Origin of the sequence: Salinarchaeum laminariae (assembly GCF_023204835.1) — an archaeon.
GTDB lineage: Archaea > Halobacteriota > Halobacteria > Halobacteriales > Salinarchaeaceae > Salinarchaeum > Salinarchaeum laminariae.
The window spans coordinates 1855195-1874632 of the sequence record NZ_CP096270.1; the positions used below are offsets into that span (position 1 = coordinate 1855195).

The following is a 19438-nucleotide window of genomic DNA, read 5'->3' on the forward strand; positions in this document are numbered from 1 at the left end:
GGGAAGTCCGCCCTATGCTCTCTCTTTCCGACGTCGAAGCTGCCCGCGAGCGCGTCGCCGAGACCGCCCGGGACACACCGCTGAAGCACTCGCATACTTTTTCCGCGATGACCGGTGCGGACGTTCACCTGAAACTCGAGAACTTCCAGCGCACGGGTGCGTTCAAGATCCGCGGCGCGACGAACCGCATAAAGACGTTGTCCACCGCGGAGCAAGAGGCGGGTGTCGTCACAGCGAGTGCAGGTAACCACGCGCAGGGCGTGGCGCTCGCTGCCTCGCGGCTCGGCGTCGACGCGAAGATCGTCATGCCTGAGCACGCGCCCATCTCGAAGCTCCAGGCAACCCAGTCCTACGGTGCCACCGTCGAACTCCACGGGATGGACTACGCGGAAGCGGCCGAGCGTGCCCACGAGATCGAGGCGACCGAGGACCGCACCTACGTCCACGCATTCGACGACGAGATGATCATGGCGGGCCAGGGGACCATCGGTCTCGAGGTCCTCGAGCAGTGTCCCGAGGTCGACACCGTCGTCGTCGGCGTCGGCGGTGGCGGGCTCATCAGCGGGATCTCGACCGCGATCAAAGCCAAGCGACCCGACGTTCGCGTGATCGGCGTCCAGGCCGACGGCGCTGCGAGCCTCGCTCAGTCGCTGGACAAGGGCGAGATCTACGAGCGGGACTCCGTCGACACGATGGCCGACGGGATCGCCACGCGACGGGTGGGAGACCGGACCTTCGAGGTGATCCAGGAGCGCGTCGACGAGGTCGTCACCGTCTCCGATCCCGAGATCGCGATGGCGGTGCTCTACCTCCTCGAGCGATCGAAGACCCTCGTCGAGGGTGCCGGTGCCGCGCCGCTGGCTGCCATCCTGCAGGATCGGTTCCGGTTCGCCGAGGACGAGACGATCGTCCCGTGTCTCTGTGGCGGAAACATCGATCTCAACACCCTGACGACGGTGATCGTGCGCGGACTCGTCGAAACTGGCCGGTACGTCAAGCTCAAGACCGTCCTCAAGGACCGCCCCGGCGCGCTCGACGATCTGATCGCGATCCTCTCCGAACACCGGGCCAACATCTACCGGATCCAGCACGACCGCAGCTCCCGCGACATCGACATGAACGCCGCCGAGGTGGAGCTCGATCTGGAGACCCGCGGCCACGAGCACGTCGCCGACCTTCTCGACGCGATGGAGGCCCGCGGCTACGACGTGGAGCTGCTGGTCTGATCCAGGCATAGCTACCGACCGACCACTGCTCTCCGCGAGCCGACGCCGTCCACCGCGCGCAAACTGACGGCCGGCCACCGGGTGGGACTGGAAGGGGCCGACCGCTCGCGTTCGCTGAGGAAGCAAGCACTGGACCGAGCGAACGGAGTGAGCGAGGGAAGCGCGCAGCGAGTGTTCCGCGAGCGTAGCGAGCGGAACGTCGGAAGACGAGCGGAGCGAGTCTTCCGGAACAGCGGACGCGAGCGGGAGGGGGCTTCCTGGCTGTTCGCGGTCGCGGTCTCAGAAGTCACTCTTGCAGATTCACACGGTGGTCGCTCTCAGTTCTCGTCAGGTCTTGCCGTAACTGGTGGTTATAGACGCTTCGAGCCATATGCACGTCGTACATGAGCAACGAGGAGCCTTCGGACGCGGAGCCCCGGCGAAGCGATGGTGCTCCACGCCGCCGCCTCGGCACGCGAGCGGTCCACGCTGGGCAGGAGGAGCCGGACCCCGCCACGGGCGCTCGCGCGCCACCGATCCACCAGACGTCGTCCTACGTCTTCCCTGATGCTGAGGAGGCGGCGGGCCGCTACGCGCTCGAACGCGGCGGCCATCTCTACTCCCGGATCTCGAATCCGACGGTCGAGATTCTCGAGGAGCGTCTCGCCTCCCTGGAGAACGGAGCGGGCGCCGTGGCCACGGACAGCGGCATGGCCGCGCTCGACTCGATCACGCTGGTCCTCGCGCGGGCCGGCGACAACGTCGTCTGTTCGACGGACACCTACGGCGGCACGACGACGTATCTCTCGAAGACTGCCGAGCGCCGCGGGATCGAGGCCCGGTTCGTCCCGACGCTGGAGTACGATGCGTACGAGGAGCAGATCGACGACGACACCGCCTACGTCCACCTCGAGACGATCGGCAACCCCTCGCTCGTGACGCCGGACTTCGAGCGCGTCGCCGAGATCGCCCACGAGCAGAACGTGCCGGTCGTCGTCGACAACACGTTCGCGACGCCCGCGCTCTGTCGGCCGCTCGAACACGGCGCGGACGTGGTCTGGAACTCGACGACGAAGTGGCTCCACGGCGCCGGCACCACCGTCGGCGGCGTGGTCGTCGACGGCGGTGAGTTCGACTGGGCTGCTGGCGGCTACAAGGAGCTGGCGGGTGAGAACCCGGCCTACGAGGGCGTGGACTTCAGCGAGCGGTTCGCGGACGCGCCGCTCGCGGCCGCCGTCCGCCTGCGCGCGCTCCGCAGCCTCGGCAATCAGCAGACACCCTTCGACGCCTGGGAGACCCTCCAGGGGATGCAGACGCTCTCCCTTCGGATGCGCCAGCACTGCGAGAACGCGGCGATCGTCGCGGAGTATCTCGACGACTACGAGGAGGTCGCGTGGGTGGCATACCCCGGGCTCGACTCCCACGAGACGCACGACAACGCCAGCCGCTACCTCGGCGATCCCCCGGACGACGCCAGCCGCGGTGCCGGCACGCGCGTCGACGGCTACGGCGGCATGATCGCATTCGGGCTGACGGACGGCTTCCAGGCGGGCAAACGATTCTGCGAGCGCGTCGAACTCGCGAGCTTCCTCGCGAACGTCGGCGACGCGAAGACGCTCGTGATCCATCCGGCGTCGACGACCCACGCGCAGCTGACCCCCGAGGAACAGCGCGACGCAGGCGTCTCGCCCGATCTGCTGCGGCTCTCCGTCGGTATCGAAGATCCCGCGGATATCCTCGCAGATATCGACGCCGGGATCGAGGCTGCGACGGAGTAAACTGCTCTCCGGCTGGCCTTCCAGAATCCATCGAGAGCCCGGAACCGGACGGCACTCACCCCTCGGCGTAGGCGTCCAGACGGCGGATCACTTCGTTTGCAATCACGCTGAGCGTCATGAAGCCGCTGACGATGAGCAGTAGGAAGAGCTCCGGAAGAATCACGACGACGATCGAGAGCTGGATGGCGATCGTCATGACGAGCAAGTCCCGCTGCCGAGATTCGTTCATTGCTTTGGCGTTCGAATGAACGACGCATAGATCTTCTCCTCGGTCGAGCGGCGGCACGCCATGGCGACGGTGACCGACGAAACGGCCAGATCGAAGATGACTCCTGCAGATGTTGCCGTAACTGTGGGTTATATCCTTATGGCACTGTATGCGTGTTGATAATGAATGCATCGGCGCCTTCACACCGGTCGGACGCGGAAAGCGGGCTTGATCGCGTAGTGCCGACCGAGGGACCGACAGACTGCAATACCCCGCCGACGGAGGTGTCGCCATGTCGACCACGGTAGCGACCGAGGATCTCGGGGAGTTTCAGTTCGAGTGCGGCGAGTCCATCCCCAATCTGGCGGTCGCCTACGAGACCTACGGCGAGTTCACCGGCGACAACGCCGTGCTCGTCTGTCACGCGCTGACCGGCAGCGCGCACGTCGCGAAGCGCCGGTTCGACGACGCCGACGATGACGATGCGCTCGCTCACGTGCCCGAGACCGAGGGCCAGGCCCAGAGCTGGTGGTCCGACGTCGTCGGTCCGGGGAAGGCCATCGACACGAACGAGTATTACGTCGTCTGCGTGAACGATCCGGGCTCCTGTTATGGCACGACCGGCCCCGCCAGTGAGAACCCCGAGACGGGTGACCCCTACGGCACCGACTTTCCGCCAGTCACCGTGGGCGACTGGACTCGGGTCCAGCGCGCGGTGCTCGATTCGCTCGGCGTCGGCCGCCTCCACGCCGTCGTCGGCGGCTCCGTCGGCGGGATGAACGTCCTCGACTGGGTGAGCCGCTATCCAGACGACGTCCGCCGAGCCGTTCCGATCGCCGCCGCCCCTCGACTCGACGCCCAGTCGCTCGCGATCGAGGCGATCGCCCAGCGCGCGATCACCAGCGACTGCAACTGGAACGGCGGCCACTACTACGGCGAAGACCAGCCCGATCCGAGCCATGGCCTCCAGATTGCCCGGCAACTCGGCCACGTACTCTACCTCTCGAAGGCTTCGATGGAGGAGCGCTTCGGCCGGCGGGCCGCCGGGCGGGAGGCCGAGCGCGACACCTTCCCCTCCGATCCAGCGGCCGACTTCTTCCCCTACCGCGACGTGGAGTCCTACCTCGACTACAACGCCCGGAAGTTCGCCGAGCGCTTCGACGCCAACAGCTACCTCTATCTCACTCGCGCGATGGACAACTTCGACCTCGCCTCCGGCTACGAGGACGACGCCGACGCGCTCGCGGCGTTCACCGGCGAGGCGCTGGTCATGAGCTTCACCGGCGACTGGCATTTCACCGTCGCGCAGGCTGCGGAGCTCTCCGACGCCTTCCGGGAGACCGACGTCCGCGTCGCCCACCACGTCGCGGAGTCCGACCACGGTCACGACGCGTTCCTCGTCGAGCCCGAGACCGTCGGCCCGCCGCTGTCGGACTTCCTCGAAGCGGGCGTCGAGGGCAAGGCCGTCACGGACGCCGACGGCGACGTGCCGGAGGAAGATACGATCCCGCCGGTCCACTCGAGTCTGTTCTGAACGGAATTATCGGCCGCAGCCTCTGATCATACAGCTATCTCGGCACAGCTGGCCGTTTTACGTCGGTTCGAGCGGGAGCCTGAGCTCGACGGTCGTGCCGCTTGAATCCGATCCGTTCCGGAACGTCACCTCACCGCCGAGGCTGCCTGCGCCCCACGTGATCAGCCAGAGGCCCAGGCCGCTGCCGTGTTCGAGGTCGGTCTCGGTGCCAGCGCGGATCGGCTCGAGTTCGTGGTCGGGAATGCCGGGGCCGTCGTCACGGACTGTGACCTTCGCCCAGTCCTCTGCCTGGGACGCGGACACGGTGAGTGCTAGCTCTTCGTCGTCGCCGTTTCCGCTGGAACCGTGTTCGACTGCGTTGTCGACGGCGGCGGTCAGCACGGCACCGAGGGATTCGGGCTCGGTGTGGAGCCGGAACCCGTCGGGAATCTCGACGGCGATCGCTGCGCGGTCGCGATAGGGATCGAGGACGTCCTCCACGATCGCCGAGAGTTCGACGGTCTGCGGCTCCCGGTCCGGGTCGGCGAGCGCCGCTTCGATCGTCCTGGCCTGCTCGCCGAGGGAGAGGAGGCCGTCCGCTTCCTCGACGATGGTCTCCGCCATCGCGGCCTGATCGTCGTCATCGAGCGCGGTCAGCTCTTCGCCGTATGCTCGCACCACCGTCATGTCGTTTCTGAGATTGTGACGCAGCACCCGATTGAGCACCGATAGCTGCTGGCGGCGTCTCGTCTCTTCGCTGACGTCCTGGAAGACGAGCGTCCGTCCGAGCATCGAGCCGCTCTCGTCGCGGATAGCCGAGACCGTGATCTCGAACGGCTGTCTGCCGGTCTCGGTGACGAGCGAGACGCGGTGCCGGCCGGAGTCGAGCGGGATCGGTTCACCGTCTGCACTGGTGGCGATCTCGTCGATCGATCGACCGACAAGACGGCCCTCGTGGTCGGCAGCCAGGAGCGCGATGGCGGCCCGGTTCGTCTCGACGATCTGACCGCCGTCGTCGAGCACGACGACGCCGTCGCCGAACTCCTCGAGCAGCCGCTCGCGACCGAGTCGGCGCGCGGCGGGCGGCGAGTCGAACATCGGCGCACGGAAGAAGACGGTGGCGGCGAAGGCGAACACCCAGCCGAACAACAGCGGCGTGGTCGTGACCTGCGGATACGGGCCGACGCCGAGCACCCACGCGAGGCTGCCGGCACCCAGCGAGATCACAACGGCGATCATCGAGAGGGCCTGGACGGTGTAGAGCGCGTCGCGCTCGACGAGCACTTCCAGTAGGATCGCCCCCGCGGCGAGCAACACGGCGTAGGAGTATGCCTTGTGAACGTACAGCCAGGGTCCTTTGTCGTAGCTAACCGTCGCCGCGCCGAACGCGTCGTCGATACGGTACTGCGACCACATGAGCGCGTGTTCGCCGCTCGTGAGCACGGCCAGGATCGTGATCGCCGGAACGACGAACAGCCCGAGAACGATCGGCCGGTCGAGCACCGCGCGCCGACCCGTGTACGCCGCGACGAACAGGAAGAATGCGACCGGCGCGATACCGTGGCCCAGCCAGAGGGGGAGCTCGAAGAGCCGCCTGAACCCCAGATCGAACGTGAGCAGCCCGACGCCGTACCCGATCGACCAGATCCCCGACGACGCTGCGGCGATCTGGAACCAGACGGATCCTGGCTTCGACCACCGGCCACGGACGAGCCAGCCAGAGACCAGACAGAGTGCGCCGGAGAGAAGCGAGAGGACGACGAGCGGCGAGATCAGCATCGAGCCGACCGATGTACTCCACGGGTTTCCCTATTGTGCCCGACTGCACGGCAAAGAGTCGAGGAGATCGTGCAGCACACCGATTCTGGACGAGCAGCTCTGGATGAGCGACTCTCGACGAGCGGCTCAGTCCGCGAGGTACCCGTCGTCGACGAGCAGCTTTCGCAGCTCCGCCATCGAGGTCACCTCGACGTCGCAGTGGGGCGCGACCGCGGATTTGGGCTCGAACCCGATCGCGAGCCCCGCGACCTGGAGCATCGGAAGGTCGTTGGCGCCGTCGCCAACGGCGATCGCATCAACGAGATCGACGGACTGGTCGCCGGCGAGCTCCTCGAGAGCCTCGTCCTTCGTCCCCTCGATGAGCGATCCCTCGACCCCGCCGGTCAGCGCGCCGTCGGTGACGGGCAGCCGATTCGCGACGATCGTGTCGACGTCGACGCCCTCGCGAGCGAGCGCCTCGGCGACGCCGCGTTCGAAGCCGCCGGTGAGAATAGCGACGTGGTGACCCACGTCGCGCAGCTCGGCGATCAGCTCGGCAGCGCCGGGCCGGAGAACGACCTCCTCGAAGGCGGTCTGTGCCTTCTCGTCGGGAAGGTCTTCGAGGAGCGCCGCTCGCTGGCGGAGGCTCTCGGCGTACTCGATCTCGTCGTTCATCGCCCGTTCCGTGATCTCGTCCATCTGATCGGCGACACCGTACTTGTCGCCGAGGAGCACGGTCATCTCCGAGTCCGAGAGCGTGCCGTCGAAGTCAAAGGCGAACAGGGCCATTACGCGGTCGGAACGGGGCGGGACCCATTAACGCCCCGATCCGCTGTGAGCACCTGAACGAGTACGTCCGGGGCAGGCGATCATCATGCAGAGAATCTGGACGCGGCAACCCGGCCGTTTGCCACCCGGATGAGTCAGGTTCGTGTGATGCTATCAGTCCCAGGCTGGTTCGACGGCGTTTCGCGGCCGTGATAGTGCCCACATATCAGATACCAGACTACCGGCAGACGCGATATCGTCAGAAATACCGGTACGTTGATGTTGCTGTGTGCATGGTTTCCGTTTGAATTCAGCGCAGGGCAATCCGCCTTCTCCCCGTATATTTCGCCCTGTCGAGCCTCGTACAACGCACGATTTCACTCATCTAATAGTCCTGGCTGAAACACTAACTACGATTTCCGTTAGTATTTCACAGAGTTCCATTATGTAATCGGCCAAATATATATCCTGCACTGCCATTCCATACAGTTGTTATGTCGTCCAACGGGGGAGATGATGAGCGAACAGACGAGTCAACAGCGTCCGGACGCCAGTCCCGCATCAACCGCCGCAACGTGCTCCGTTCCGGAGCCGTCGTTGGTGGTGCAGCACTGGCTGGGTGTCTGAGCGGTAGTGGCGGCGGCGACAGCGACGACGATGGGGACGGTGGAAACGGTAGCGACGGCGGCAACGGCGGTGGAACGACCAACGTCGCGATCGTATCCAGCTCCGCCGGCTTCGACGACCAGGCGTTCAACACGCTCGCGGTAGAGGGTCTCGAGGCGGCCGCGGAGGATTATGACATGTCGATTCAGGAGGTCGAAGAGACGTCTCCCTCGAACTACGAGACGACCCAGGCCGATCTCGCGTCGAGTTCGAACCCCAACTACGACCTGATCGTTCTGGTCGGCTACGAGCACAGCCCGGGACTCCAGACTAACGCAGCGGAGTACTCGGATCAGAACTGGATGCTGATCAACGACCACGTCGACCAGCCCAACGTCGCGGGGCGCATCTGGGCGAACCACGAGATGTCTTACCTCGCTGGCGTGGCCGCGGGTACGATGACGACCAGGGACTTCTCCTTCGCGTCCAGTTCCACACAGTCCGGTAGTGCGCACATCGGATTCGTCGGCGGCGTCGACGGTCCGCTCATCAACGCTTTCGAGGACGCCTACGTTGCCGGTGCGGAGTGGGTCAACTCCGACGTAGAGGTCAGCGTCGGCTACGTCGGCAACTATCAGGACACCCAGACGGCGACCAACATCGCCAGCTCGCAGTACGACGACGGCGCCGACATCGTCTACCAGGCCGCTGCTGCAGCCGGTGAGGGCGTCTTCCCGGCAGCACAGAGTGCGAACCGGTTCGCCATCGGCGTCGACGCCGACCAGTCCGTGACGCTGTCGGAGTACCAGGACGTCATCATGGGCTCCGCGGTGAAGTTCATCAACGAGGGGACCCGGAGCGTCGCATCCGCAGTCGCAGAGGGTAACTTCGATAGCGTCGCAGGACGGCAGGTCCTCGGGCTCGAGGAGGAAGCAGTCGAGTTCGTCCCCGGCCAGACGGTCGGCGAGGAACTCCCCGACGACGTCGCGTCCAACGTCGACGAAGCGACCCAGGCAATCGTCGACGGGGAGATCACCGTTCCCTGCAGCGCCTCCGGCTGTAACTGAGCCACCTGCGGTTTTTCGACTGGTTGCATGCAATTATACACAAACCGATTGACATGAGTGGGACTGATACCGACGACGCCGGTGCCGAGGGGTCGAGCACGACGGGCGAGGGCTCGAGCTACGCTGCACAGCTCTCGGGCATCTCCAAGCGGTTCGGCGACGTCGTCGCTAACGACGACGTCAATCTCGACCTGGAGCGTGGATCCGTACACGCGCTGCTCGGCGAGAACGGCTCCGGAAAGACGACGTTGATGAACGTCCTCTATGGCCTGTACGAGCAGGACGAGGGAACCGTCCGGGTCGACGGACAGGTACGGGACTTCGACTCGCCACGCGACGCCATCGACGCCGGCGTGGGGATGATCCACCAGCACTTCCAGCTGGTCGAGCCGATGACGGTGCTCCAGAACGTCATTCTGGGAACCGAGCCGACCAGGGGCGGTCTCGTCGACGAGGACGCCGCCAGGGCCGACGTCGAGGAGATCTGCGAGCGGTACGGCTTCGACGTCGACGAGGAGCTCGACACGCCGGTTCGCGAGCTCGATCTCGGGGCACAACAACACGTAGAGATCGTCAAGAGTCTCTACCGCGGCGCGGAGATCCTCGTGCTGGACGAGCCGACGGCGGTTCTGACGCCACAGGAGGTCGACGGGCTGTTCGAGGTGATGGCGGAGCTGACCGCCAGCGGCCGCTCGCTGATCTTCATCACGCACAAGCTCGGCGAAGCGATGGAGGCCGCCGACGAGATCACCGTCCTTCGCGACGGGCACGCCGTCGGTACTGTATCGGCCAATGCCGCGTCCCGCGAGGAGCTCGCGGAGCTAATGGTAGGTCGAGAGGTGCTCTTCGACGCCGACGACCGAACGACCGAGCCAGGCGACCCGGTTCTCACGATCGAGGATCTCCAGGTTATCGGCGATCGCGGCCGTCCGACGGTCCGTGGCGTGGACTGCCAGATTCGCGAGGGCGAAATCCTCGGCGTCGCCGGCGTCGAAGGCAACGGCCAGAGCGAACTCGCCGAATCGATCGTCGGGCTTCGCTCCGTCGCCGACGGCACGGTCACGTACGAGGGTACGGACATCACGGACGCGAGCAGACGCTCCCTGATTCAGGACGGGATCGCGTACATCCCAGAGGATCGCCAGTCCGAGGGGCTCGTGCTCGATTACGACCTCGAGCGGAACGCCCTGCTCGGCAATCAGACGGTCGAGCCGTTCGTCCGCCGTGGCGTCGTCGACTGGGACGCCGTCGGCGACCACGCCGAGTCGATCGTCGAGGAGTACGACGTCGAACCACACGACACCGGAGCGATGGCGGAGTCGCTCTCTGGCGGGAACCAGCAGAAGTTCGTCGTCGGCCGGGAGTTCGAACACGATCCCCGGGCGATCGTCGCGGCGCACCCGACGCGGGGCGTCGACATCGGCTCGATCGAGTTCATCCACGACCGGCTGCGCGAGATGCGCGACGAGGGGCTGGCCGTGCTCCTCGTCTCCTCGAAACTCGAGGAGATCCAGCAGCTCTCCGATCGGATCGCCGTGATGTACGAGGGCGAGTTCGTCGACGTGGTCGATCCCGGAGCGGTGACCGAGCAAGATCTCGGTCTCCTGATGACGGGGAACGAGTTGGACGACGGGTCGGAGCCCGACTCCGGTACTACCCACGGAAATGGAGGTGACGACCAGTGAGTTCGACGGATACCACTCCAGCCGCTTCTGACGACGCTAGCGGCGACGGCACCGACGCCGGTGGCGACGACTCGCTGGGCCGCCGCGCGCTGGCGCGGCTCGTCGACGCCTCCATCTTCGAGCGTCTCGGTATCGCTGTTGCTTCGACGCTCCTCGCACTCCTGATCGGGCTCGTCGTGGTCGCCGCTGCGGGATACGATCCGGTCCTGTTCATCGACAACATGGTCTACGGCATCTTCGGAACCTACAGCGTCGCGGACCTGTTCGGCACGAACAACCGACTCGCACAGACGCTACGCCCGACGGTGACGTTCATCATCACGGGCGTCGCCGTCGCGATCGCGTTCCGCGCCGGCGTGTTCAACATCGGTGTGCAGGGCCAGTTCGTCGTCGGTGGGTTCGCGGCCGCGGCAACGATCGTCTCGATCGCCGGTTCGCTGCCCGGCGGAGCGGCCGGCGGTGCGATGGTGATCGTCGTCGCGACGATCGCTGCGATCGCGGCCGGTGGACTCTACGCGATGCTTCCGGGGATCCTCAAGGCGTACGCGGGCGCTAACGAGATCATCACCACCATCATGCTCAACTTCGTCGCGAGTGGGGTGGTGTTCTGGCTCCTGGACGCGTACTTCCGACCGGGTGGAACGTTCTTCGTCCGGACGGAGCGCTTCCCCGAGCACGTCTCCTTCCCCCAGCCGATCTTCGAAGGGACGTCCTTCTCCGTCGTCGGGCTCGCGATCGCGCTCCTGACCGCTGGGCTCGTCTTCTGGATCATGGAGCGCACGAGATTCGGCTACGATCTCGTCACCAGCGGTCACCAGGCGGATGCGGCGTCCTACTCCGGCGTCGACGCCAAGCGTACCATCGTCGCGACGATGACGTTCTCCGGGATGGTGGCCGGGCTCGCGGGCGCCGTCTACGTCATCATGGTACTCAGCTACTTCAGCGACCCCGCGACGCTCCCGACCTTCGGATTCGACGCGATCGCCGTGAGCCTGCTCGCAGCCAACAATCCGCTGGGCGTCATCCCGGCGGGGCTGCTGTTCGGCGGGCTCGAATCGGGCGGGAACTTCGTCAACCAGTCTTCGGACGTTCCGCGACAGCTGATCGACGGCGTCGTCGGACTCGTGGTCCTGTTCGTCGCGGCACCGGAGCTGTTCCGGATGGCTGGCAAGCGGATGGACGTCGGAGGTGATGAGCAATGAGCTCCGAGGACTCAGAACGCGGCTCACAATCCGACGACGGCGAGCGGTCCACAGCGGACGTCGTCTCGGACGCCGTCTACGACAACCGCTGGCGACTGTTCGGAGTCGTCGCCACGCTGCTCGGCTTCGTCTTCGTCGCGGCGCTGCTCACGGACGTTCCACTCACGAAACTCGTGGACATTGAGTTCTGGCTCGGTCTCCCCTACGGCGACGTGTTCACCGTCGGGTTCGCCGAGCGAGCGTTGCAGGCGGCGATGCCGATCGCGCTGGCCGCGATCGGTGGGCTCTACGCCGAGAAGAGCGGCGTGTTCAACATCGGTCTGGAGGGGTTCATGATCTTCGGCGCGGTCAACGCCGCCGCCGTCTCCTGGATCCTCGCCGGCGGTTCGGCGTCACAGCTCGATCTCTGGATCGCGCTCGTGGCGACCGTCCTGCTTGGACTGATCTACACCGCCGTCTTCGCCGTGCTGACGATCCGATACAAGGCCGATCAGATCGTGGCCGGGCTGGCGGTGTGGTTCCTCGGCCTCGGCTTCGGGCCCTTTACCGCCGTCGTGATGTGGGGCGGCGTCTCCAGTCCGCCGCTGTCGAGCCTCGACACCGTCACGGTGCCGGTACTCGCCGAGATTCCCGTGCTCGGGCGGCTGCTGTTCGACGCCAACCCGCTGCTGTGGGTCACGATCGCCATCGTGCTCGCGTCCTACGTCGTGCTCTATCGCACCCGCTATGGCTACTGGATTCAGGCCGCTGGCGAGAACCCGGAGGCGCTCGACACTGCGGGCGTGTCCGTCCGCCGCGTGCGCTACGCCGCGGTGATGTTCTCCGGTGCCGTCGCGGCGCTGGCCGGTGGGATGCTCTCGATCGGCATCGGCAACGGGTTCACGGGAACGGGGACGACGATGGTCGACGGTCGCGGCTGGATCGCGATCGTCGCCTACCTGTTCGGGAACTACAACCCGATCCTCACTGCGCTCGCGTCGCTGCTGTTCGGCGCCGCGCAGATGCTGCGCATCCAGCTCGGGACGATCGGCGTCGATCTGCCGTCGTCGCTGCTGGAGCAGTTCCCCTACGTGACCGTGATCGTCGTGCTGACGCTCGTCGGTGCGACGCGGGTCCCGAGCGCAGTCGGCGAGAGCTACGAGAGCGAAGAGTAGTGCGAACGGGGGATCGCTCCCGGACTCGTTCGCTGCGTTCGCTGACTGCTCTGCTATCGCTCCGCTCGGTTCTCTGTTCTCGACCGGTCCGGGTTTGGATCGTGCTTCGCGGCCGCGAACGCGTCGTTTATCCCACTCACACGCCAAGCCTGGAATCGTGACCGTTCGTCGCGACAGAGCGCTCCTCGCCGCGGTCGTCGCGATCGTTCTCTTCGCGCAGGTACTCCTCTATCCCGGCATCGGCGGTCTCGTTACTGCCCTCGGCGCCGAGACCGAACTCGACGCTGGCATGTACTTCCTCGCAGCGGAGTTCGGAGCGTTCGTCGTCTGCGTGCCGCTCTGGGGTGCGCTGTCGGACGCGACGGGGAAACGCACGCCATGGATCGTCATCGGCGCGATCGCCGCAGCCGTCGGCTACGTCGCCCTCGCCGTCCTGCCGGCGGTGATCGATCTGACGTTCACTGGTGTCCTGCTGTTGCGAGTCCTCCAGGGCGCGGCGACGATCGGGCCCTTCTCGCTCGCGATTACGATGCTGATGGATCTCGAGGGCGGCCACGGCAAGAACATGGGCGCCGCCGGGATCGCGATCGGCAGCGGCACTGCACTCGGCGCGCCGATCGGCGGCCAGCTTTCGGAGGTCGATCCGCTCGCGCCGCTCCTCCTCGCTGCAGCGCTCCTTGCCGCCGTCGCGCTCCTCGTGACGCGGGTCGAGGATCGCGCTCCCGATAGCGATCGGTCGCCGCGGGCTGCCCTCTCCGTCGTTCGGCGCACACCGACGCTCCTCGTTCCCTACGCCTTCGGTCTGATCGACCGGTTCACGGCGGGCTTTTTCGCCCTCGTCGGCACGCTGTACTTCCAGGATGCCTTCGGCATCGGTCCCGGCGAGACCGGGTTCGTGCTGATGGCCTTCTTCGCGCCGTTCGCCCTGCTCCAGTATCCGCTGGGTGCGCTCTCCGATCGCATCGGTCGAACCGTCCCGATCGTCGTCGGATCGCTCTGTTATGGCGGCGGCGTGATCGCCGTCGGCATCGCGCCGACGATCGCGCTGGCTGCCGCCGGGATGGTGCTCGTCGGCGTCCTCGGCGCTCTCGTCTCGCCCGCGACGATGGCGCTCGTGTCCGATCTCGCAGACGCATCGGATCGCGGGTCGGCGATGGCCGGGTTCAATCTCTTCGGAAGCGTCGGCTTTCTCGCCGGCTTCCTGATCGGCGGGACCGTCGCCGACGCGAGTGGCTACCTCGCTGCCTTCCTCGTCGCCGGCGGCCTGGAGATCGCGATCGCGCTCGTCGCGACGCCCGCCTTCCTGCGACTGTCGCTGGGCGAGCCGGCCGCCGGCGCTCCGGAGGAAGCTTAATCGGGCTGCGCTCGGGACCCTTTGCTCTACTCTTGATCGGCCACTCTTCCAGCGACGACAGGTGGAGAACCACGATCCCTGGTGGACTGAAAGGGCGAGGCCAGCGTGGCGGCGAAGCCGCCACGTTATAGGCGGTCGGCCCCGCTGACCGCCCAGGTGGCGCGGTTTCTGTCGGCCCTATTCGAGCGAGCGTAGCGAGCGAGAATATCCGACAGAAACCGCGCGAGCTGGCCGATGGCTTTCGAGGTCGCGATTGCCGCATCGGTAGCGTAATCGAACCGACGGCTCGATCGGGGACGGGTTCATGACGCTCGCCCACCAACGCCGATTAGATGCCGACGCTCCGGGAGCCGATCGAGATCGGCGGTCTGGAGCTTCCGAACCGGCTCTATCGCGCTCCGTTGCTCGAGTGTGCCGGCACGGACGAGGAGACCGCCGACCGCCTCGCCGCCGAACTCGAACCCGCGGCGGCATCGGGCGCCGGCCTCGTGTTTCAGGGCGCAACGATCGTCCGTAGCGACGGTGGCTGCGCCGCGCCGGGCATGACTCGCTTCGCCGACGACGAGTTCGTCGCCGGCCTCGAATCTGTGCCCGAGGCGATCCACGACCACGGCGGGCGGATATTCTGCCAGCTCGCTCACGGCGGGCTCCGCAGCATGGAGGTCTGGCACGCCGGGTATCGCTCCGAGCGGCCCGATCTCGACCAGCTCGCCGTCTCCGAACCACCCTGGCAGCTTCGCACGCTGGATCGACTCGGCGTCATCGAGTTCTCCCCTCGGGTGCTCGATACGGCTGCGGTCGAGGAGCTGGCCGCTGACTTCGGCCGCGCAGCGGCCCGCGCCGTCGACGCCGGCTACGACGGTATCCACATCGCCGGCGCGAACATGGGGATCGTTCAGCAGTTCCTCTCGCCGTTCTACAATCGCCGCTCGGACCGGTTCGCTGACGGCGTGTGTTTTCTCGAAGCGGTCCACGACGAGATCCGCGAACGCGTCGGTGCCGAGACCGATCGCGACCCCTCGGCCGTGCCGATCGTTACGAAGGTTCCCTCCGAGCGGCCCGCGCCCAGAATCGTCCGCCGCCATCTCACCGACGACGACGCGGTGTCGATCTGTGCCCGACTCGAGGCGATCGGGTTCGACGCGCTCGTGCCGGTTCGAACGTCCGTCACCTGGGACATGAGCATCGTCCGGGGCGCGTATCCCAAGCGATCCTGGTCGGATCCGCAGTTTCAGCAAGCCTACGCAGACGCCTTCGGCAGCCGGTGGCGCGCGGGGATCGTCAAGCTCCTCAACCGCGTACAGGCCCGTCGGTTCGGCTCGGAGCCGGGCTGGAACGCCGATCTCGCACGTCGGGTACGCGATCGCGTGGACGTTCCCGTCATGCTGGAAGGTGGGCTCCGCGAGCGCGACCACATCGACGGCCTGCTCGGTGACGCGTGCGACCTCGCCGGGATGGCGCGACCGTTCTACGCCGAGCCGGAGCTCCCCGCCCGATTGCTCGCAGATCGGACCGCGAGCGAGTCGGAGTCGCCTGGAGCGAGCGACGTCGAGGGCGTCGCCGCGCTCTGTGAGGACTGCAACAACTGTACGGTGCCCCAGGTCGCCGGTGCCTCGGGCGTCTGCCGGACGCCGAGCGTCGTCGAACGCCGCGGCGAACTGGAGCGGGCCGGAGCGTACGATCGGGACGGGGCAAGGGATTCGGAGTAGCCACTGGAGGGACGATTACACCGGTGAAACCCTCGGGAAGGGTGGCCAGCTACTGCCGGCCACGCCCGATAGCGTCGTATCGTCGACGTGGGTCTCAGTTGACGTGGATCGCGGGCTTCCGCGGTGTCGCCTTCTCGGCGAGTTCGTCGCCGTCCGCTGCGCGTCGAACCGTCACGTTCGCGCCGAACTCGTCGTCGAGCAGCCATCGGGCGTCCGCGAGCAACGTCAACGCACGGTCGCCGTCGACGACCGGTTCGAGTCCCTGTCCATCCCGGGCGAGCTCGCCAGCGAACGCCGCGGCGTCGTCGGTATCGGGAACCGCCTCGTCCGCCCGAATGTTGCCGACGATCGGCTCGTCGCGGCCGGCTGCCTGCGCGATCTCGTAGGCGCGGTATTTCCAGTCCTGCGCGACGACCAGTTCGACGTGCTCGGGATCGTCGATGTCGACGACGTCGACGATCTCCCTGACGTCGGCGAGCGTGTCGTCGACGAGTCGGCGCTCGGCGGCCCAGTCTTCGGCGGGGCCGTCGGTGTTCGTCTCTGGCCAGTCGGCTTCGACCACGAGGCCGTCGGCGCGCAAGAGGTTCCAGAGCTCTTCCCCGAGGTAGGGCGTGAGCGGTGCGATCAGCGCGGCGATGGCTTTTAGCGCACGCTCGTAACTCTCGTCGTGGGGTCGTCCGTACGCGCTGTAGCGGTTGCACAGTCCCACGAGCTCTCGAATCTCGGTCACGGCCCTGTTGAACCGGACGGATTCGTAGTGATCGGCGACGGACTCGATCGCCCGGTCGACCGCCCTGTCGAGGTGGTCGTCGCGCGGTTTCCGATCGCGGCGGACCTCCGTGCGCTCGAGGAAGTCGACGACGAGCCCGTGGCAGTCCTGCTGGAGGTCGTAGGCGGCGCCGACGTTGCGCGCGGTCCACTCGAAGTCGCGCTCGGGGTGAGCAGCCGAGAGGACGAACAATCTCGTCGTCTCCGGTCCGTACTCGTGGGGTGCGACGACGTTGTCGGAGGCCTCGGACATCTGCCGACCGCTGTGGAGCACCGTCCCCTGGTTGACGAGCTCTTCGACGGGCTCGCGATGGGTCGCGAGGTCGAGATCGGCGAGTGCACGCGCGAAGAACCGAATGTAGAGCAGGTGGAGCACGGCGTGTTCCTCACCACCGACGTAGACGTCGACGGGGAGCCACTCCTCGGCGAGGTCGGCGTCGAAGGGAGCCTCCTCGAGGTCGGGCGAGAGGTAGCGCATGAAGTACCACGAGGAGTCGACGAACGTGTCCATCGTGTCGGTCTCGCGCTCCGCCGGACCGCCACAGTCCGGGCACTCAGTTTGTTTCCACTCCTCCGCGGCCTCCAGTGGGTTCCCCGTCGTGTGCTCGAACTCTGGGAGCGTGATCGGCAGCTCGTCCTCGGGCACCGGCACGCGGCCGCAGTCCTCGCAGTGGACGATCGGAATCGGCGTGCCCCAGTAGCGCTGCCGCGAGATGAGCCAATCTCGCAGGCGGTAGGTCGTCGAGGGCTCCGCGACGTCGAGATCCGCGAGCATCCGTTCACGCGCAGCAGCGCTGTCGAGCCCGGCGTACTCGCCCGCCGCCTCTGTGAGCACGCCGTCGGTCGTGAACGGTTCGGGACCGTCGGCCGGTTCGTTGCCGTCGTCTGCCGGCTCGACGACGGGCTCGATCGACAGCCCATGTTCGGTGGCGAAGGCGTGGTCGCGCTCGTCGTGGGCAGGCACGCCCATCAGCACGCCCGTGCCGACGTCTTCGAGGACGTACGGCGCGACGTAGACGGGGAGCGACTCACCGGTGAGCGGATGCGTTGCGGTGAGGCCGGTGTCGACGCCTTCCGTCGGGTCTTCGTGATCGCCAGTCCGGAGTGCGTCGAGTTCGTCCGCAAACGCTGCGTCCGCGTCGGCGCGCTCGCGAGCGAGGTCGTGGCCCGGCGAGACTGCGACGTAGCTCGCGCCGTGGATGGTGTCGAGGCGAGCGGAGAACACCGAGAGGTCGCCGAACTCGGGGACGTCGAAGGTGATCTCCGCGCCTTCCTGGCGACCGATCCAGTCGTGCTGGATGTTCCGCACGCCCTCGGGCCATGCGTCGAGGTCGTCCAGTCCGGCCTCGAGCTCTTCGGCGTACTCGGTCGTCCTGAGGAACCACTGTTCGAGATCGCGCGTGACGACAGGCGTGCCACACCGCCAGCAGACGCCGCCGTCCTCGTGCGTCTCGCTCTCGCCGGCTGCACTGTTCGGCGCGTCCTCGTCGGATTCTGCGTCAGCGGCTCGCTGTGCGGCAGGGTCGAGTGGGTCTTCGAGTGACTCGGCGCCCGCGTCCGCAAAGCTCGTCTCCTCGCCCGTCTCGACCTGCGCGTCGGCGAGGACCGTCTCGCAGTCCGGACACCAGTTCACCGTCGCGTCGCGGTAGTCCGCGAGCCCCGCCTCGTGGAACTGGGTGAACAGCCACTGATTCCAGCGGTAGTACTCGGGATCGCAGGTCGTGATCTCGCGGTCCCAGTCGTAGCCGAAACCGAGCTCCTCCATGTCGTCGCGCATCCGATCGATGCAGGAGCGAGTCCACGATTCGGGATCGGTGAGACGCTCGTGCGCGGCGTTCTCCGCGGGCAGCCCGAACGCGTCCCAGCCCATCGGGTGGAGGACCGTATCGCCCTGCATCCGGCGGTATCGAGCGTACGCGTCGGTGATCGCGTAGTTCCGAACGTGTCCCATGTGGAGGCTTCCGGAGGTGTAGGGGAACATCCCCAGGACGTAGGTGGGATCCTCCGCGTCGTCCGGGCAGGCGTAGACGTCCTCGCGCTCCCAGACGTGTTGCCAGTACTCCTGGACGCGGGCATGGTCGTAGTGTCGGCGCATTCGTTGGCTTGGTCGTTGCGCGGGTGCGGCTTGAACGTTCGGCTAGGGAAAAGGGGGTGTGGAGGTGACGATGGGGTTAGGGCTACAGCGGCCTCCGAAAGCCCCAGGCCGCTCGGAGACCCGGGGCTCGCTGCGCGCTTCGGCTCGCGCCGAGAGACTCGCTCCGCTCGTCTCTCGAGCCCTGCTTCGCTCCGCTCAGCAGGACTCCGCTCGCCTCCAGTGCTTGTTCCGAAAGGCTCGCTTCGCTCACCTTTCGACGTTCGCCTCGCATTCGCTCGGCTCACCGTCGCCCGGGGACCGCCGACCGTCCTGCCCCTTTCGATGTCCCCCACCGCACCTCGGGCCTCCCCAACCTCTTGCGCTGCTCGGCCTTTGGCCTGCGCTGCTCATCCCTCGCACGCTAAGAGCGCCGGCACGAGGCCGGCGCAGCGCGCGCCGGGGAGGTCCACCAGGATTTCGCGGACGTGGTCATCCAGTCCGGGTGGGGCTTCGGAAGGGGCCGACCGGTCGCCGATCGTAACGAAGCAAGCACTGCAACGAACGCAGTGAGTGAAGCGCGCAGCGAGTT

General features: G+C 66.7%; 13 protein-coding genes. 9 read left to right on the forward strand and 4 right to left on the reverse strand.

Annotated features, from left to right (window positions below; genetic code table 11):
* The first annotated feature begins 14 nt into the window (after positions 1 to 14).
* Positions 15 to 1226 carry a threonine ammonia-lyase gene (ilvA, locus tag MXF70_RS08680; protein ID WP_248515228.1) on the forward strand — a complete coding sequence of 404 codons (1212 nt, stop codon included), beginning with the start codon at positions 15 to 17 and terminating at the stop codon, positions 1224 to 1226.
* A 383-nt stretch (positions 1227 to 1609) separates the two neighbouring features.
* A complete protein-coding gene (locus tag MXF70_RS08685; protein ID WP_248515229.1) occupies positions 1610 to 2983 on the forward strand; it encodes an O-acetylhomoserine aminocarboxypropyltransferase/cysteine synthase family protein in 1374 nt (457 codons plus the stop codon).
* Positions 2984 to 3038: 55 nt separating this feature from the next.
* On the opposite strand, the gene MXF70_RS08690 is transcribed toward MXF70_RS08685, so the two are convergent.
* Positions 3039 to 3212: a hypothetical protein gene (locus tag MXF70_RS08690; protein ID WP_248515230.1), complete on the reverse strand. Its 174-nt coding sequence runs from the start codon at positions 3210 to 3212 to the stop codon at positions 3039 to 3041.
* A 271-nt stretch (positions 3213 to 3483) separates the two neighbouring features.
* Between MXF70_RS08690 and metX the strand changes: the two genes are divergently transcribed.
* Positions 3484 to 4725 (forward strand): homoserine O-acetyltransferase MetX, encoded by a 1242-nt coding sequence (gene metX, locus MXF70_RS08695; RefSeq protein ID WP_248515231.1) that lies wholly within the window; start codon positions 3484 to 3486, stop codon positions 4723 to 4725.
* Between the two features lie 57 nt (positions 4726 to 4782).
* On the opposite strand, the gene MXF70_RS08700 is transcribed toward metX, so the two are convergent.
* Together MXF70_RS08700 and serB are read right to left on the reverse strand one after the other, a co-directional pair.
* A complete protein-coding gene (locus MXF70_RS08700; protein WP_248515232.1) occupies positions 4783 to 6483 on the reverse strand; it encodes a sensor histidine kinase in 1701 nt (566 codons plus the stop codon).
* Between the two features lie 126 nt (positions 6484 to 6609).
* Complete coding sequence (gene serB / locus MXF70_RS08705) at positions 6610 to 7251, reverse strand: phosphoserine phosphatase SerB (RefSeq protein ID WP_248515233.1); 642 nt, start codon at positions 7249 to 7251, stop codon at positions 6610 to 6612.
* Positions 7252 to 7724: 473 nt separating this feature from the next.
* Here serB and MXF70_RS08710 point away from each other — a divergent pair, with 473 nt between their 5' ends.
* The 6 genes from MXF70_RS08710 to MXF70_RS08735 all read left to right on the forward strand — a co-directional run bounded on the left by MXF70_RS08710 (position 7725) and on the right by MXF70_RS08735 (position 16007).
* Positions 7725 to 8903 carry a BMP family lipoprotein gene (locus MXF70_RS08710; RefSeq protein WP_248515234.1) on the forward strand — a complete coding sequence of 393 codons (1179 nt, stop codon included), beginning with the start codon at positions 7725 to 7727 and terminating at the stop codon, positions 8901 to 8903.
* 53 nt (positions 8904 to 8956) lie between these two features.
* Positions 8957 to 10588 (forward strand): ABC transporter ATP-binding protein, encoded by a 1632-nt coding sequence (locus MXF70_RS08715; RefSeq protein WP_248515235.1) that lies wholly within the window; start codon positions 8957 to 8959, stop codon positions 10586 to 10588.
* A 74-nt stretch (positions 10589 to 10662) separates the two neighbouring features.
* Positions 10663 to 11790: an ABC transporter permease gene (locus tag MXF70_RS08720; RefSeq protein ID WP_375140845.1), complete on the forward strand. Its 1128-nt coding sequence runs from the start codon at positions 10663 to 10665 to the stop codon at positions 11788 to 11790.
* On the forward strand, positions 11787 to 12944 hold the full coding sequence (locus MXF70_RS08725; RefSeq protein WP_248515237.1) for an ABC transporter permease: 1158 nt from the start codon (positions 11787 to 11789) through the stop codon (positions 12942 to 12944). The genes MXF70_RS08720 and MXF70_RS08725 overlap by 4 nt, the downstream gene beginning before the upstream one ends.
* 157 nt (positions 12945 to 13101) lie before the next feature.
* Positions 13102 to 14298, forward strand: a complete 1197-nt coding sequence (locus MXF70_RS08730) for an MFS transporter (RefSeq protein ID WP_259370341.1) — start codon at positions 13102 to 13104, stop codon at positions 14296 to 14298.
* 332 nt (positions 14299 to 14630) lie between these two features.
* Entirely contained in the window at positions 14631 to 16007 is a 1377-nt protein-coding gene (locus MXF70_RS08735; protein ID WP_248515238.1) for an oxidoreductase, read from the forward strand.
* A gap of 94 nt (positions 16008 to 16101) precedes the next feature.
* Here MXF70_RS08735 and MXF70_RS08740 read toward each other — a convergent pair whose 3' ends face one another.
* Entirely contained in the window at positions 16102 to 18870 is a 2769-nt protein-coding gene (locus MXF70_RS08740) for a leucine--tRNA ligase (protein ID WP_248515239.1), read from the reverse strand.
* Between the last annotated feature and the right edge of the window lie 568 nt (positions 18871 to 19438).